The sequence below is a fragment of the Hymenobacter sediminicola genome (assembly GCF_014250515.1).
Lineage (GTDB): Bacteria > Bacteroidota > Bacteroidia > Cytophagales > Hymenobacteraceae > Hymenobacter > Hymenobacter sediminicola.
The window spans coordinates 2,085,759-2,102,062 of sequence record NZ_CP060202.1 but is presented as its reverse complement, the minus strand read 5'-3'; the positions used below and the strand labels follow the sequence as shown (position 1 = coordinate 2,102,062).

The following is a 16,304-nucleotide window of genomic DNA, read 5'->3' as shown; positions in this document are numbered from 1 at the left end:
CTCCCTGCTTAAAGCATTCTATTGCTGTACTAGCAGCACTATTTTTCCGATATGGGAGCTGCTTTCCATCAGCTGGTGGGCAGCAGCCGCTTCCGCCAACGGAAATGTGCGGTAGAGCAGCGGCCGCAATTTTCCCTGGCTAAGCAGGGGCCACACCTGCTGCTCCACTTCAGCGGCCAGCGCGGCCTTAAACTCTGCAGAGCGCGGCCGCAGGGTACTTCCCGTAATGGTGAGGCGCCGGCGCATAATGTCCAGTGCATTAAACTCAGCCGCAGCCCCCTGCATGGCATTAATGAACACTAGGCGGCCATCGTCGCGGAGCAGGCGCAGGTTTTTGGCGGTATAGTCGCCACCTATCATATCCAGCACCACATCGGCCCCTCCAGCGGCGCGCACCGCCTCCTCGAAGTCCTGCTCTTTGTAGTTAATAACCGGATCAGCACCCAACTGCCGCACCGCTTCGGCCTTAGCACTACTGCCTACGGTGGCCGCCACGCGGCTACCACGCGCTACGGCCAGCTGCACAGCCGTAGTGCCGATGCCGCTGCTGCCGCCGTGCACCAGTAGCAGTTCGCCGGGCTGCAGATGCCCGCGCTGGAACACGTTGTGCCACACCGTAAATACTGTTTCTGGTAAGGCAGCGGCTTCTGCAAAACTTACACCGTCGGGAATGGGCAAACAATGGCGGGCATCTATGGTGGCGTACTCGGCATAGCCACCAGCTGCCAGCAGCGCGCACACCCGGTCGCCGGGCTGCCAGCGGCTCACTGCCGAACCACATTTTTCTACTGTTCCGGCTACTTCCAGGCCAGGAATCGAGCCGGCTACCTCTCCGGCTCCGGCGTACTTTCCCTGCCGCATCAGCACATCGGGGCGGTTGATGCCAGCCGCATGCACCCGAACCAGCACCTCGTGTGCAGCCGGTTCCGGCTGAGGGCGCTCCTGAAGCAGTAGCACCTCAGGGCCGCCGGGGGTCGTGATTACAATGGCATTCATAAAGAGCAGGAACAAATGGCAGACGATACGAAAATGCACCTCGCAGACAGCGCTGTGTGCTGCCCTGTACGCAGCCCATGGGCTGGCGAGTTGTACAGGTGGCCGGCCGTCGTCTGTTTGTCGGGGTTTTCCGTACTTGCTTCAGCCATGAAAAAAGTTAGCCTACTTCCCCATTTCCTCCGCACAGCCGGCCAGCTTACAGGTATGGCCGCCTGGCAAACGGGCCGCCTGTTTCGCAAAGCGGTAGCGTCTGCTCTGGAGGCCATTCAGGAGGTATTGCGGGCTGAAATCAAGAAGGGAAACCAGCAGCTGGTGGTCGATTTTCTGACCAATAAGGCCCTTCCTGCTGCTCGTGCCTTGCTGCTGGAGCGTATGGCGGCCCGCTTGCTGGTGCGCATTGGGCTGCGTGGAGTGCTGGCTTCCAGTGTGGTAGGCTGGATTCTGCCGTTCGTGCTGGAACAGATGATGAAGGTCGGGCACAAAACGGGCCTGTTCGAGAAAATCCGAACCCATAGCACGGTGCAAGACAGCCTGCGTCGCCTCGACGAGTTGAAGCTAGCCGTCTGGAAACGCCTAGCCCCCGACCATGGTACCAGCGCCGAGCTGCTTGATGATGACACAGAATTACCACGCCAACTGCCGAGCTGAAACCAGGGGTAAACGCAGCTTTTGGCAGGATAATTCCCTTGTGAATTTTTAGTGTTTTTTGCCTTTTTGAGTAAATCCGGGGCCTTTTTACCTATCGTAAATGGGCCAGATGAACACACCGGAAGAACACAATCCCGCGCAGGTTGCGCAGGTCACGCTCCCCCTGACCCGGGAACTCCGCACTCTATATCGGAGTGCCCGTCACATTCAGCACAATGCTCCTTATGCCGCGGCACGCCTAGCCCGTATTGCCGATCAGGCCGAATATTTTCTGCAGCAGTGGCCTGATGAACAGTGGCCAACTGTTTCGCAGCCCGACTGGCCTATGCCAGCCAAAAAAGCGCTTATTGCTTGGCTGGAAGCCGTGAAGCTGGAAACGGAGCCATACATAGCAGGCAATATCATCTGGCCCTATGCCAGCTGGCGGCAGGCTACCACTACCCTACTAGCCGCGCTGGTTCCTTTTACTTAACTAAGCAGTGTGCAGCTGTTTCGTAGGTTGCTTTAGGGGTCAGGAGAGCAATTTGGCCTGATGCGCCGCGCTGATAAGCGCTGGGGCATTTTTGACTGTTGCCAGCACAAACTCTTTCGCGGCCTCTTTCAGCTCATCCCGGCTGATGTCACGGGTTTCTTCAAGCACCAGCTCCCCTATTGTCCGGAAGGCCAGAGCCAATTTCTTTCGCTTTGGCCGCTCGGTTTTTAGCTGGGCATAAGCCAGCGCCATCTGGGCTGTTATTTTCATCCGCCGTGTATGAAACACCGACTCATTCGTGACGTGCGGCTGGATGGCATCAAGCAACTCTACTAGCGGCAGCAGCTTCGTTGCCGTAGTCACTACTGCGCCTTCCAGCCGGCGTCGGCGTCTGGCAGGCGTCAGTGTGGTGCTGCTTACCTCCAGCGAATCTTGTGCTGTTTCTCCTTTACTGGACAATTTACTTGTCATAGCTGATGCTGATATTCCTGCTGGATGTGCGCTTCAGTGCGCGCATACTAGCTCGGTGAAGATATTAAGCGGTGTTGCGGGTTGTATTGCCCTGTGCCGAAACATCACAGGCCAATGCGCATCATCTTTTATTCATATTTACTATAAGCCGTTCTCGCATTATCCTTTTCTTCTCTGGCGACCCTATCCGAAGTATACCCGAAAAAGAATATGCATTAACAAGCCCTGTGCGCTGATTAGACCAGGTTGGTACGGTTTTGGGAAACTACTACACACTGCTCCCTATTTCCAGGGCCAGCATGTATGTTTTTTACCATTTTTCCGCCCCGTTAACCAACTCAGCCACCATGTTTGACCGGATTAGAAAACACCTGATTCTCTTTGCTCGGCACCAGGTAGGTACTACCAGTTACCTCAATCTGATTCAGGAAGCCGACTTAGGGTTGAACTTAGATAATTCTCACGAAAAGAGCCGTCTGAAAGAACTCTTAGCCGACATTTCGATGGCTGAGTATGCAGCCGGCCGCCCTATTCTGAGCTGCCTGGTAGAAGTGAAAGGCCACAAAGGCCAAGGCGACACCTTCTACAAGCTCTGCGAACAGCTTGGCATGGGTGAGTGGCGCGCCCTCCGGCGGCAGGAAGACCTACTGAAAAACCTACGGAACGAATGCCGAGCCTTCTGGCAGGATGAGAACCAGTTTCTGCAACACAGCCAGCTTGACGAACTGCCCCAGCAACTGTCCAGAACTTCATAAGTGCAGTAGCGCCCTTGGCGGGCAGTGATGGGTTATAGCCGACTGAAACAGGAAGGGGCTTCTACGCTGTGTAGAAGCCCCTTCCTGTTTCAGTCGGCTAATAATTGAAAGAAAAACGTTAGTTATCCTGAACAGCCCTATTTTCTACATGGGTCTGGCAATTCCATACTCTACGAGAAAAGAGCCGCAGAACCAAGCGTTATGGCCTGACAGAAGGCTAGCTACACAGCTGGTACAACAAAACGGCCTGCTATATAGCATATAAGGCCGTTGTGTTGTGCCAGCGTGTAGGCAGGGCACAAAAAAAACCGCTCCCACCCGGAAACGGCTTTTCTGAAATCGATGCACGGAGAAAATTCCCACCCAACTCCGGCCCGATTCTGTCCTTGGCTTAGTGCCGGAACAAAAGTTCGCGGTACTTCACCAAAGGCCAGTCCTCATCGGCTACCATCAGCTCCAGTTTGTCAACGGAGCGGCGAATGGTATCGAAATGCGTTTTGACAGTGTCGCAGTAGGCAATGGCCCGCTCGCGCGTGTCTTCAATCTTGTTGGCCACTTTGCGGCTATTCACCATTCCATCTACCTGGGTTTTGATAGTTGAAATGTGGCGCGAAATAGCTTTGATGGTATTTACCGTCACTTCTGAGCTCTCATCATCGAGGCCCAGTTCTCGCAGGCCGCGCACGTTGTTAATGAGCTTGGTCTGGTAAGCTACGGCCGTAGGAATGATGTGGTTGATGGCCAAATCACCCATCACGCGGCTTTCAATCTGAATCTTTTTGATGTAGTCTTCCAGCAGAATATCGTGGCGGGCGTGCAGCTCGACGTGCGAGAAAATATGGTGCCGCTCAAACAAGGAGGAAGCTTCCTGCTCAACCATGGCGTCCAGCGCCTGGGGCGTAGTAGGGATGTTCGACAGCCCACGCTTCTCGGCTTCGTCTTTCCATTCGTCTGAGTAGCCATTGCCCTCAAAACGGATTTTCTTGGAGCTGATAACGTACTCGCGGAGCACTTCTACAATGGCTACCTCCTTTTTCTTGCCCTGCTCAATGAGTGCATCGACGGAAGTTTTGAAGTCAATCAGCTGCTCAGCTACAATAGTGTTGAGCGTAGTCATGGCCGACGAACAGTTAGCCGATGACCCTACCGCCCGGAACTCGAACTTGTTGCCGGTGAAGGCAAACGGCGACGTGCGGTTACGGTCCGTATTGTCGAGCAGGATAGCCGGAATCTTATCGATGCCGAGCTTGAGGTAGATGTTGTCGCCTTTGTCGAGAGGCACTTTAGCGGTGCGCTCCAGTTCATCCAGTACCGAGTTCAGCATTGAGCCCACGAACACCGACATGATAGCCGGCGGCGCTTCGTTGGCACCAAGGCGGTGGTCGTTGCTGGCCGAAGCAATGCTGGAGCGCAGCAAATCGGCGTAGCGGTCCACAGCCTTAATGGTGGTGATAAAGAAGGCTAGGAACTGTAGGTTCTCTTTGGGGCGACGGCCCGGCGCGAGCAGGTTAACGCCCGTGTCGGTGCTCATTGCCCAGTTGTTGTGCTTGCCCGAACCATTCACGCCGGCAAACGGCTTTTCGTGCAGCAGCACTTTGAAATTGTGCTTGTCGGCAACTCGCTCCATGATGTCCATCAGGAGCTGGTTGTGGTCGACGGCGAGGTTGGCGTCTTCGAAGGTAGGAGCGCACTCGAACTGGTGCGGCGCTACTTCGTTGTGGCGCGTACGCAGTGGAATACCCAGCTTGTTGGCTTCCTCCTCGTACTCCAGCATGTAGGCGTGTACGCGAGTCGGAATAGAGCCAAAGTAATGGTCATCAAGCTGCTGGCCTTTGGCTGGCGCGTGCCCAAACAGGGTGCGGCCGGTCATTACCAGGTCAGGGCGCGCATTGTACAGGGCACGGTCGACGAGGAAGTACTCCTGCTCGATGCCCAGCGTGGTGTTCACGCGGTTCACATCCTTATCGAAGTACTGGCACACATCCACAGCGGCTTTCTCCAGCGAAGCCAGCGACTTCAGCAGGGGGGCCTTGTAGTCGAGAGCCTCCCCCGTATACGCCACGAAAATTGTGGGAATGCAGAGCGTTTTAGCACCTGCCGTTTCGATGATGAATGCTGGCGAAGTAGGGTCCCAGGCAGTGTAGCCGCGGGCCTCAAACGTGTTGCGGATACCGCCGTTCGGGAACGAAGAAGCATCCGGCTCCTGCTGCACCAACGCGGAACCTTTGAAATTCTCAATCGGACGACCGTCCGAATTCAAGTCAAAGAACGAATCGTGCTTCTCGGCAGTAGCGCCGGTCAGCGGCTGAAACCAGTGCGTATAGTGCGTTGCACCTTTAGCCATGGCCCAAGTTTTCATCGCCGAAGCTACGGCATCAGCCACGCTACGCTCTACCGGGCTGCCCAGTTTGATGGCGCTTTGCAGCTTCTTGAAATACTCGCCGGGCATAGTGGCCCGCATTGCATCCAGGTTGAAGACGTTCTTGCCGAAGCTGTCAGAGCGACGTTCACCGTTGCTCTCAACTGTGATTGGCTGGCGCTGGTCAACCAGTTCAAGTGCTTTAAAGCGGAGAATTGCCATGAAAGAGGTAAGCGGGGGATTTTGAGGTTGGGTAGGTTTGCTGCTCGCAAAGATCAACGGTGTTTCTGTAATTTCCAAATACCCCCTTCACAACTAAGGCCGTTTTATTGTCTTTACACCTATTTAATGTAACACCCCTTGCTAAAATAGAGTATTTATTCGAAATACTATCCGTTTTGAAAGCACACCCCCTTTTGTATAAACAGGGAACAGCAGACCGATGTGATAAGTAAGTAGTCACTAGTACCCGCAGTGAGACTGTAGTTTCAAAAGCTTAACCGAAAGCGCAATCACACTAAACTGCCCCTACCTTTGCTAGGTGAGAAACCGCTTCGCGTTTCAGCCGCGCTACTACCTGTTTTGGCTGCTCTTCTTCCTGGCATCTAAAGGACTGTTTTTGCTGTATCATTTCAGCAAAACAGCCTTGCTGTCTGTCGGCACTGTAGCTGGCATAGCGGGATATGGCCTGCGGCTGGATGCCTCTGCAGCCGCATACATCAGTCTGGTTCCGTTTGTGCTAGTACTGGGTGGCAGCCTACTGGGCAGCCGCTTCGGCCTCGACCGGTTGGTGCGGTTTTACACAGCCGTTGTGGGCGTTGTCGTAGCGTTCCTAACTACCATTGACTTGGAGCTGTACCGGACCTGGGGGTTTCGCCTGGATACTACTCCTCTGCAGTACCTCAACTCGCCGGCCGAAATGGCGGCCTCAGCAGGTAGCGCCCCGCTGTTGCTGTTGCTGGGCGCTTTCATAGGCTTGCTGGCTTTGGGGTATCTCCTATATACTAAGGTAGTGGGCACGCTGCCCCTGCTCCCGGCGGGCTTTAGCAGGGGCCGGGCGGCGCTGGTGAGTTTGCTTTACGCAGCGCTGCTGATTGTACCGCTGCGCGGTGGGGTGCAGCAGATTCCGGTGAATCAGAGCGACGTGTATTTCTCCAATCAGCCATTCGCGAACCATGCAGCCGTGAATCTGCCCTGGAACGTGGTGAATGCCCTGACACTGAGTGGCACGGACGCCAGCCGCTACCATTTCCTGACTGATAGTGTTAGCCGCAACCTCGTACGCCCCCTCTATACCTATACTGATACTCTCGCTCCGACGGCCTTCACCAGCCTTCTGCGTACTCCCCGGCCTAATGTGGTATTCATTATTCTGGAGAGCTTCACGTCCAAATTTGTGGGCTGCACCGGCGGCGAGGCTGGCGTTACGCCCAACCTCGACAGCCTGGCCCGCACCGGAGTACTCTTCAGTAACCTCTATGCGGCCGGCGACCGGAGCCAGAAAGGGCTAGTGGCACTGCTTTCGGGCTACCCCAGCCAGCCCACTCCAAGCAGCATCATTAAGTTTCCGCGCAAAACCGAGCGGCTGCCGCACTTGTGCCAGTCGCTGAAACAAGCGGGCTATAGCTCGCACTACTATTATGGAGGCGAGCTGGCTTTTGCCAACATGAAAAGCTACCTCATGACGGCGGGTTATGAACAACTCACGGAGCGGTCTGACTTCCCGAAAAGCCAGCAAAACTCAAAATGGGGTGCCCACGACCATATATTGTTTGATAGGGTGCTGGCAGACCTGCGCACACAGCGGCAACCATTTTTCACTACTGCTTTCACGCTGAGCAGCCATGAGCCGTTTGAGATACCCATTCCGCGCAAATTCCGGGGCTCCGACGAAACAGCGTTGTTCCGCAACTCCGTGTATTATACCGACTGGGCACTGGGACGCTTTCTGCAGGAGGCCCGGCGTCAGCCTTGGTACGATAACACGCTGCTAGTGCTGGTAGCCGACCATGGCCACACGCTGCCCGGTTTCAATGAGGCGGAAGAACCCGCCAAATTCCAGATTCCGCTGGTGCTGGCCGGTGGCGCCCTCCGGCCCGAAGTCCGTGGCCGAGTCCTTTCCACCCTCGGCTCCCAAACCGATATTGCGGCCACACTGCTGGCCCAGCTCCGGCTGCCCACCACGGCCTACCGCTGGAGCCGTGACTTGCTGCGCCCCGTGCAGGAGCCATCGGCCTTCTATTGCTACACCGATGGATTCGGTTTCGTGACGCCAGCTGGCACGCTTACCTTCGACAATATCTCGCGCCGCGAAACCAGCCGTACCCCGGGTGTACCAGACAAGCAGTTGCGCCAAGGGCAGGCTTATGAGCAGCTCAGCATGGAAGATTACCTGGCCAAATAAACATCTAGCATCGGTGCTGTTTCGAGTTTCATGAGAGAGTTGCTTTTCGTGTACAATGCCAACGCCGGCGTACTGAACGGAGTACTGGACACGCTCCACAAAACCCTCTCTCCGGCCACCTATTCCTGCTCTTTGTGCGCCCTCACGTACGGCGCCTTTACCATGCGGCCGGAGTGGGCGGCTTTTCTACGGCAGTTGCCCGTCACCCCTATTTTTCTGCACCGCGACGAGCTGCGCACGCAGTACCCCGAACTGACCCAGTGGCCGTTGCCGGCCGCCTTCCTGCGAAATGCCGGCGGCAACTGGGAGCAGTTTCTTACACCGGCTGAGCTGAACCAAGCAGATCTGGCGAGCCTGATGGCCTTAGTGCAGCAACGGCTACCTGCGTAGGCACCGGCAGTCTGAACCTATGATTGTCAGGGCTTTCTTGGGCTGACATATGGGAAACCCCGGCTTCGCCGTATCTTTGCGCCCTTGCTTATGGAAACGAGAAAAGTTGCCTTTTATACGCTGGGCTGCAAGCTCAACTTCTCCGAAACGTCGGCCATTGGCCGGCAGTTTGAGGAGCACGGCTTCGTAAAAACCTCTTTCGAGGACGCGGCTGATATCTACATCATCAATACTTGCTCCGTCACGGACCACGCCGACCGGAAGTGCCGGAAGGTGGTGAAAGAGGCCCTAAAACACAACCCGGAAGCATTTGTGGCCATTGTGGGATGCTATGCCCAGCTCAAGCCCCAGGAAATTGCGGAAATACCCGGCGTACATGCCGTGCTGGGAGCCGCCGAAAAATTTCAGTTGGTAGAAACGCTGGCGAGCTTTCAGAAGCCCGCCGCCGGGCAACCGGGTCAGGTATTCGCCTCGCCTATTTCGGAAGCCACGGAGTTTCATGCCGCGCACAGCTACGGCGACCGGACCCGCACGTTCCTGAAGGTGCAGGATGGCTGCGACTATTCCTGCTCGTTTTGCACCATTCCCTTGGCGCGCGGCAACAGCCGCTCCGACTCTGTGCAGAGCGTAGTGGAACGCGTACAGAAGCTGGCCGAAACAGGCGTGAAAGAAATTGTGCTGACGGGGGTAAACCTCGGCGACTTTGGCCTGCAAGGGCCGGAGCGCGAGCGGAAGGAAACTTTCTATGATTTGGTACAGGCGCTTGACGAAGTAGAAGGCATCGAGCGGTTTCGCATCAGCAGTTGCGAGCCCAACCTGCTGTCGGATGAGATTATTCGGTTCGTAGCTCGCTCGAAGCGGTTTATGCCGCATTTCCACATTCCGCTGCAGTCGGGCTCCAACAAGATTCTGGGCCTGATGCGCCGCCGCTACCGGCGCGAGCTGTACGTGGAACGGGTGCAGCTGATCAAGGAGGTTATGCCGCACGCCTGCATCGGAGTTGACGTTATTGTGGGTTTCCCGGGCGAAACGGAGGAAGAATTTCTGACCACCTACCAGTTTCTAAATGAGCTAGACGTGAGCTATCTGCACGTATTCCCGTACTCGGAGCGCGAAAACACGCTGGCCCCAACCCTGCCGGGCCGCGTGCAGGACCGCCACCGCCACGAGCGGACTACCCAGTTGCGAGGTCTTTCGGAGAAGAAAAAGCGGCATTTCTATGAGCAGCACGTAGGCCTGGAAACAGCCGTGCTCTTCGAAGATGATGTGACCAACGGCCAGATGGAAGGCTTTACTCCTAATTATATCCGCGTAACGGCTAAATACGATCCTCTGCTGGTCGGAGAACTGAAGCGTCTGCGTCTCTCCGCCGTAACTCCGCAGAATCTGATGGAAGCGGAGGAAATAGGAATTGAAGTGTTCCAGCATTAGCGCCGTTTTAGGCACTTCTTCTACCGAAAACGCCCCTCACGTACGTATTTGAGGGGCGTTTTCGGTAGAAGTGGTCTTTATGGATGCGGCTCAGCTCATATCAGCCTAGCTTGCGTTGCATGAGGTCCAGCATTTGTTGCATGAGGCGCTGCTGGTCCTGCAGATGTTGGTTGCGAAGTTCGGCCATAGCTAGCTGATGAGCCATCTGCTGCGTGTAGAGAGCAGTCTGCCACGCGGCCTCCGGTGCTGGAGCAGCCACCACAACTGATGTGGGCGGTACAGAGGGCACAGTAGTAGCAGATGCAGTAACAGGTGCAGGCACTTCACCGGCTCCCTCGTTACCCGAAGCCAATACCGGCTGAGGAACGGTAGTCACTATATCTGCTGGCTCATCTTGTTTGGACACGGATTTTGTCGCAGCAGGCGCAACAGCTTGCGGCGTAGCATGGGCGGCCGGAGTGGCAGAGCCAACTGGTTGCGCCGTAGCAGGCGTTTCAACCTCGGAAATAAGCATTGGCCCATATCCCTGTATCAGCCACTCTTTTGATACATTTGGATATACTTCAAACACCTTACATAAAAGGTCAAATCCAGGTTTATTTCTCTCTTCTACAAGGTGTTGGACAACTGTTGCTGTCTTATCTAAGGAGTTAGCAAATGCGTTTTTACTTATACCCAAATGAGAAATAAGCTGTACAAAGCGCTGCCCTACTGTTGCTGATTGTGCCATGAGTCCAAATGGATTTTTATTATACAAATGTATATAAACAATTACACTCTACTCTCACACTTTTCTATGCCGCTACGGCACTGCATTAGGCTGCTAAAATCATAACCAGTCGTTGAGTAGAAATGCTGGATCATCACGCGCTTTGTCTCCTGAGTAGAAGCACAGCAATTCATCGGCACGCAGTGCAACTCCGATACGTCGCAGCTCTATCCTTCACTATCTTCTCATGCGTTATACTGGGCCGAAATAGTATCCTAAGCTGTTGCCGTTCTAAGTGGCCGGAGAGACCCCTGAGATAGGCGCCGAGTTGGCAGCCCCTACCCTTTCATACCGAAGACGCCGAGTAACAGTTTGAGGAAGCGCCAACTTATAGGCGCTGATAAATCCATTACTAAACCATGACAAATAGAGAGTAGCTGGTTTGCTGATCAGCATGAGATAGTGAGCAACTGGTTCTGCTAGACTCCGGCCGTTGCTCTACAACTCAATACCTAACACCAATTTCTACCGACTTATCAGTACTTCACACGCTCTACCCCGGGTGCCAGGGCGGGCCGGGTTGGAGCGGTTTTCAGGTCGTATCGTTACTCTACTCACCTGTGAACTGGCCTAGTAAGCAGACTGATTTCATCGATAAAAGCGCATACCCAGATTGATAGGTCGGCGGTGGCACCTCCTCTCCCACTCATCACCAAGTTCAACTAACTGTACACTAAAAAAGGAGTCCTGCCGTACGTGGCAGGACTCCTTTTTAGTGCGGTGTATAAGCCCGATGCCGCCAAACCTGTTGCACATGGCAGGTACAACCGTACCGTTCCTACTCGTAGCGCAGGCTTTCGATAGGGTCGAGGGCGGCGGCTTTGCTGGCCGGATAGTAGCCCGAGGCCAGCCCCACCGTGATGCAGATTACCAATCCCATCGACATCCAGAGCCACGGCACAATGAAGGCGCCCTGGTCCATGAACAGCGTGAGCAGGTTGCCACCACCTACGCCCAGCAGAATGCCGAGCAAGCCACCCAGCACACAGATTACAATGGCTTCGATGAGGAACTGCTGCCGGATTTGGAGCGAGGTAGCGCCTAGTGCCTTCCGGATGCCGATTTCGCGGGTCCGCTCTGTTACCGACACCATCATAATGTTCATCAGGGCAATACTGGCGCCCAGCAGCGTTACGAAGCCGACCAGAAAGCCGCCCACTTTCAGCCCGCCCGAAAGCTCATCGAGCTTGGCAGCCATGGAGTCGGAACGCTCTACCTCAAAGCTGTCTTCCTGCCCAAGCTGGTCGTGGCGCACGGCGCGCATGATGCCGGTAGCTTGGCCCGTGAGGTAGTTCAACTCGCCAGGACGAGTGGTAGCGGTTTTCACGTCGAAGGTGAGGGCACGCTGCCGGGGCATCTGGTTGCCGGTTTCCAGCGGAATAAGCACCATCCGGTCGGCGCCGCCACCCTGGCCGCTACTACCACTTTTTTCCAGCACGCCTACCACCAAAAACCGCCGCCCCAGCAAATACACGTACTTGCTAAGCGGACTTTCGGAGGGGTACAGCTTTTCCTGAATTTCCGAACCAATGATGGCTACGTTGGTGCCATTGTCTAGCTCCAGCGGCGAAAACGTGCGGCCCGTTCCCAGGTTATAGCTCTGGATCTGCAGGTAATTTTCGTCGCCGGCAACTACCTGGATATTGGGGTTGGTTTTCTGGCCGTTGCCTTTCACTTCCGTGGCACCCGATATAAAGGCCGAAACCCCTACCTGCGCCTCGTCGCCGAGGGTTTGCTTGTACTTTTTGGCTTGCAGCAGGCTAATGGGCGGATACACGCGCCCTTGCACTCCGCCTCGCCGGAATCGGTTGGTGTAGCCTTTCGCCTTCATTTCAAAGGAATTGGCCCCCAGACTGGCAAAGGTCTGGTTCAGCGAATACTTCATGGCGTCGATGGCCGTGAGGATTCCGACCAGCGCCATAATTCCGATGCTCACAATGAGCGCCGTCAGAACGGTGCGCAGCAGATTGCTCTTAATGGAGCGAAAAGCTTCCCTGATGTTTTCCAGCAGATCCATACATCGAAAAATTGTGGCTAAGCTAAGGAATTGCGGTGGCTTTGCGGCCACCGCACGGTAGCGCACCGGCCCTAGTGCGGCCGTATATGCAGCCTCCGGGCAAAAGGCGTTATCTTTCCCTTACCGGCCCTGGCAAAATTTGCCGTCACGCCCGCCAGCGCTGTTATTTCCGCTCCTGCCCGAACCAAGAAGCCTACCTTGCCCGTTGCGGGGACAGCGCCTATCTTCTTGCCCTTACGCGTCCGATGAAAAATACCTTGCTTACCTACCGCACCCTGCTGGTGCTCCTGCTGCTGGCCTGGCTGGCCCCGCTGGGTGCCTGGGCCAATCATGTGCTTATCCCGATGGATAACACCCAGAAGGAGCACCTAAAAGCCTACGGCATTGCGTATTGGCTGCTGGGCAAGCAGATTGAGGTAGAATGGCTGCTGAACTACCGCGGCGGCTCTTTCGCCTGCGAAGTAGCGCCCGGCGTAGAGAATGAAATGGCCGTACGCGGTGTCACGTACCAGGTGATTTCGGGGGCGCAATACACCAGCATCCTGTCGGAAATAGCCGACCCCAACGCCAATATGGATGTGATGAAGCTGGAGAAGGTGCCCAAAATTGCGGTGTACACCCCCAAAGGCAAGCAACCCTGGGACGACGCCGTGACGCTGGTACTGGGCTACGCCGAAATTCCGTACGACGAAATCTACGATGATGACGTACTGGACGGCAAGCTGCCCAAGTACGACTGGCTGCACCTGCACCACGAAGATTTCACGGGCGAATACGGTAAGTTCTTCGCCTCCTACCGCAACCGGCCCTGGTACCAGCAGCAACAGCGCGACTCCGAAGCGGCAGCCAAACGCCACGGCTTCACGAAGGTAAGCCAGATGAAAGCGGCCGTGGTGGTGAAAATGCAGGAGTTTATTGCGGGCGGCGGCTTCCAGTTTGCTATGTGCTCGGCCACCGACACTTACGATATTGCGCTGGCCGGGCTGGGCGTAGACATGGTGGAAAGCATGTACGACGGCGACCCGGCCGACCCGGCTGCTCAGTCCAAGCTCAACTTCAACCGAACCTTGGCCTTCAAGGACTTCCAGCTCGTGCGCGACCCGTACCAGTACGAGTATAGCAACATTGACATGCAGCCCCAGGAACGCGGCGTGTACGAGGACAACGACTATTTCCAACTCTTCACCTTCTCGGCCAAGTACGACCCGGTGCCCACCATGCTTACCCAGGACCACGAGAAGACCATCAAGGGCTTTATGGGCCAAACCACGGCCTTCCGCAAGAGCCTCGTGAAATCGGATGTGGTGGTGATGGGTGACAACAAGGCTTCCGGCGAAATCCGCTACATGCACGGCACACTAGGCAAAGGCACCTGGACTTTCTATGGCGGCCACGACCCCGAAGACTACCAACACTTGGTGGAAGAAGAGCCCACCGACCTGGCCCTGCACCCCAACTCCCCCGGCTACCGCCTGATTCTCAACAATGTGCTGTTTCCGGCGGCCAAAAAGAAGAAGCAGAAAACCTGATCCTGACTAATACTGAACGAGCAGGCAGTTTGAAGTGTGCCTAGTAGAGCCAGCCGAAACCTCAGTGGGGTTTCGGCTGGCTGCTTTTTGGCTGCTAGGTAGTGGGTGGCGCCATGGGAGCTTTTGGGCAACGTCGCAACGCAGACTGCGCGCAGGCCGTTAGTGCGGATGCATCCCCGTAAGGGCCAAATTTCACCCCATGCATACTGCTTATGAGCTTTGATCATCCCAACTACGGTCTTTCTGAGAGCCAAGAAGAAGATTTTCAGCCGGCGTCACTGGACAATCCGCTGCCCCGGGCCGTGCTTCGGATGAACAACTACCAGTTGCTGGATGGGGAATGGAATTTTGCCATCGACACGACGGATAGCGGACTGCGCGACGGCTGGCATCTGGGCCACAGCTATGAGTATACGGCCCAATGGCCGGGAGCCGTAGAGGCACACATAGCGGAAGCCAAAGGCCAGCCCGGCACCTGGCACGACAAGGTGGTAGTGTGGTACGAGCGGGAGTTTACGCGCCCGGAGCGCGACGTGGAGCAGATTCGGTCGATGCTGCAACTTACGTTTGGGGCCTGCGGCTACGAAACCCGCGTGTGGCTCAATGGCCGCCAGCTGCGCACCATCGAAGGTGAAGACATTCATTACGGCGGCTACACATCCTTCTCGTACGAGTTGCGCGAAGAAAGCCTACAGGCCGTCAACCGCCTCACGGTGCGCATTGCCGATACGATGGATGCCGAAACGCCGCGCGGCAAGCAGGAGTCGCATGTGTACAAGCGTGGGGGCATCTGGTACCAGACCTATACCGGGGCCGTGCGCAGCGTGTGGCTGGAAATGGTAGAGCGCAACCGCCTTCGCTCCCGTGTCGGAATAGTCAGCCTGGTAGAAGACCAACTGGTGCGTTTCAACCTGACACTCCGCATTCATGACCCGGGCGCCTACGTGATACGGCTACAGGTATTTGACCGCGACCCAGCAGCTACCGAGCCACTGGCTTCCTCCGATTTCCCGCTACGCCTGGAGGCCGGCCAACGGGAACAACGCGTAGCAATGGAAGTACCCGGCGCGCAGCTATGGTCGCCGGAAGAGCCGCGGCTATACCGGCTGGTAGCACAGCTGATTGATGCGGAAGGCTACGTGGCCCAGATTGAGTCGCACTTTGGCTTGCGCAAAATAGAAGCCCGTGGAGCCTACGTGTACCTCAACAACCAGCGTATCTACCTCGACGGCATCCTCTACCAGCCCGGCCGCGCTACCTACGATGAGATGCAGAAGCACATGCACGCCATGAAGGAGCTGGGGTGCAACCTCGTACGGGTGCATATTGCCGGGGTCGATCCGCGCATTTATAACCTAGCTGACGAGTTGGGCCTGCTACTTTGGGTGGAAGTACCGAGCCCACACAGCTCTACCCCTCGCAGCCGCCAGAACCACCGCGAGGAGCTTCTGCGCATGGTTGCGCTGATTGGCACCCATCCTTCTGTTGTCATCTGGAGCCTCTACAACGAGGATTGGGGTGCCCAGGACATTGCTACCAACCCCGAAACCCGCCAGTACATCGTCGATATGTACCATTACATGCAGATAGCCTATCCGCAGTTTCTGGTGGTGGATAATGATGGCTGGCACCATATTTCCTGGCTCGGTCGCCTAAAGTCAGACCTATTGACGGCTCACCTTTACACTCCTGACCTGAACCGGTGGAGAGAACTGCTTGACCGGCTGGTGATGGGTGAAATGGAAGGCACCGCCGCCTTTCCACTCGTCGTCGGCGACCCATTTTTCTACCGCCGCCAAGTGCCGCTTATCGTCAGCGAGTGGGGCGGCTTCGGCTTCCCCGACTACGGCGGCCCCCAGGACTCAGCCACCCGTGCCGAGAATATTCGCCTCTTCAAGCAAGAGCTCCGCAAACGTTCCATTGCCGGCGACGTCTACACGCAAGCCACCAACATCGAAGATGAGCGTAATGGCCTGATTGACCCGTATACCGGCGCCCTTGATGTGCCGGCTGGGCTCTTACGCTCCCGAATAGAACCGTAAAGGGTGCGGCCTAGGGCTGGG

The 16,304-nt window shown here is 56.0% G+C and carries 13 protein-coding genes; 8 read left to right on the top strand and 5 right to left on the bottom strand.

Features of this window, described 5'->3' with window-relative positions; translation table 11 throughout:
- Positions 1-18 precede the first annotated feature (18 nt).
- Positions 19-996 (bottom strand): NAD(P)H-quinone oxidoreductase, encoded by a 978-nt coding sequence (locus H4317_RS08885; protein WP_185889765.1) that lies wholly within the window; start codon positions 994-996, stop codon positions 19-21.
- Positions 997-1,143: 147 nt separating this feature from the next.
- Between H4317_RS08885 and H4317_RS08880 the strand changes: the two genes are divergently transcribed.
- Both H4317_RS08880 and H4317_RS08875 read left to right on the top strand, forming a co-directional pair.
- A complete protein-coding gene (locus H4317_RS08880; RefSeq protein ID WP_185889764.1) occupies positions 1,144-1,644 on the top strand; it encodes a hypothetical protein in 501 nt (166 codons plus the stop codon).
- 100 nt (positions 1,645-1,744) lie between these two features.
- Positions 1,745-2,116, top strand: a complete 372-nt coding sequence (locus tag H4317_RS08875) for a hypothetical protein (RefSeq protein WP_185889763.1) — start codon at positions 1,745-1,747, stop codon at positions 2,114-2,116.
- Between the two features lie 39 nt (positions 2,117-2,155).
- Here the strand turns inward: H4317_RS08875 and H4317_RS08870 are convergent, their stop codons facing one another.
- The gene (locus H4317_RS08870; RefSeq protein WP_185889762.1) at positions 2,156-2,587 is read right to left on the bottom strand and encodes a hypothetical protein; all 432 of its coding nucleotides are present in this window, start codon (positions 2,585-2,587) and stop codon (positions 2,156-2,158) included.
- Positions 2,588-2,934: 347 nt separating this feature from the next.
- Here H4317_RS08870 and H4317_RS08865 point away from each other — a divergent pair, with 347 nt between their 5' ends.
- Positions 2,935-3,342 (top strand): hypothetical protein, encoded by a 408-nt coding sequence (locus H4317_RS08865; RefSeq protein ID WP_185889761.1) that lies wholly within the window; start codon positions 2,935-2,937, stop codon positions 3,340-3,342.
- 391 nt (positions 3,343-3,733) lie between these two features.
- Here the strand turns inward: H4317_RS08865 and H4317_RS08860 are convergent, their stop codons facing one another.
- Positions 3,734-5,923: a glutamine synthetase III family protein gene (locus H4317_RS08860; RefSeq protein ID WP_185889760.1), complete on the bottom strand. Its 2,190-nt coding sequence runs from the start codon at positions 5,921-5,923 to the stop codon at positions 3,734-3,736.
- Between the two features lie 319 nt (positions 5,924-6,242).
- Here H4317_RS08860 and H4317_RS08855 point away from each other — a divergent pair, with 319 nt between their 5' ends.
- The 3 genes from H4317_RS08855 to mtaB all read left to right on the top strand — a co-directional run bounded on the left by H4317_RS08855 (position 6,243) and on the right by mtaB (position 9,926).
- Positions 6,243-8,105, top strand: coding sequence for an LTA synthase family protein (locus tag H4317_RS08855; protein WP_185889759.1), 1,863 nt, complete (start codon positions 6,243-6,245; stop codon positions 8,103-8,105).
- A gap of 30 nt (positions 8,106-8,135) precedes the next feature.
- Positions 8,136-8,495 (top strand): hypothetical protein, encoded by a 360-nt coding sequence (locus H4317_RS08850; RefSeq protein WP_185889758.1) that lies wholly within the window; start codon positions 8,136-8,138, stop codon positions 8,493-8,495.
- Positions 8,496-8,585: 90 nt separating this feature from the next.
- Positions 8,586-9,926: a tRNA (N(6)-L-threonylcarbamoyladenosine(37)-C(2))-methylthiotransferase MtaB gene (gene mtaB / locus H4317_RS08845; protein ID WP_185889757.1), complete on the top strand. Its 1,341-nt coding sequence runs from the start codon at positions 8,586-8,588 to the stop codon at positions 9,924-9,926.
- 100 nt (positions 9,927-10,026) lie between these two features.
- Here mtaB and H4317_RS08840 read toward each other — a convergent pair whose 3' ends face one another.
- A complete protein-coding gene (locus H4317_RS08840; RefSeq protein ID WP_185889756.1) occupies positions 10,027-10,656 on the bottom strand; it encodes a hypothetical protein in 630 nt (209 codons plus the stop codon).
- 817 nt (positions 10,657-11,473) lie between these two features.
- A complete protein-coding gene (locus H4317_RS08835) occupies positions 11,474-12,712 on the bottom strand; it encodes an ABC transporter permease (RefSeq protein ID WP_185889755.1) in 1,239 nt (412 codons plus the stop codon).
- 245 nt (positions 12,713-12,957) lie between these two features.
- On the opposite strand from H4317_RS08835, the gene H4317_RS08830 reads away from it, so the two are divergent.
- Together H4317_RS08830 and H4317_RS08825 are read left to right on the top strand one after the other, a co-directional pair.
- Positions 12,958-14,241 (top strand): asparagine synthetase B, encoded by a 1,284-nt coding sequence (locus H4317_RS08830; protein ID WP_185889754.1) that lies wholly within the window; start codon positions 12,958-12,960, stop codon positions 14,239-14,241.
- Between the two features lie 212 nt (positions 14,242-14,453).
- Complete coding sequence (locus H4317_RS08825) at positions 14,454-16,283, top strand: glycoside hydrolase family 2 protein (RefSeq protein ID WP_185889753.1); 1,830 nt, start codon at positions 14,454-14,456, stop codon at positions 16,281-16,283.
- Positions 16,284-16,304 lie beyond the last annotated feature (21 nt).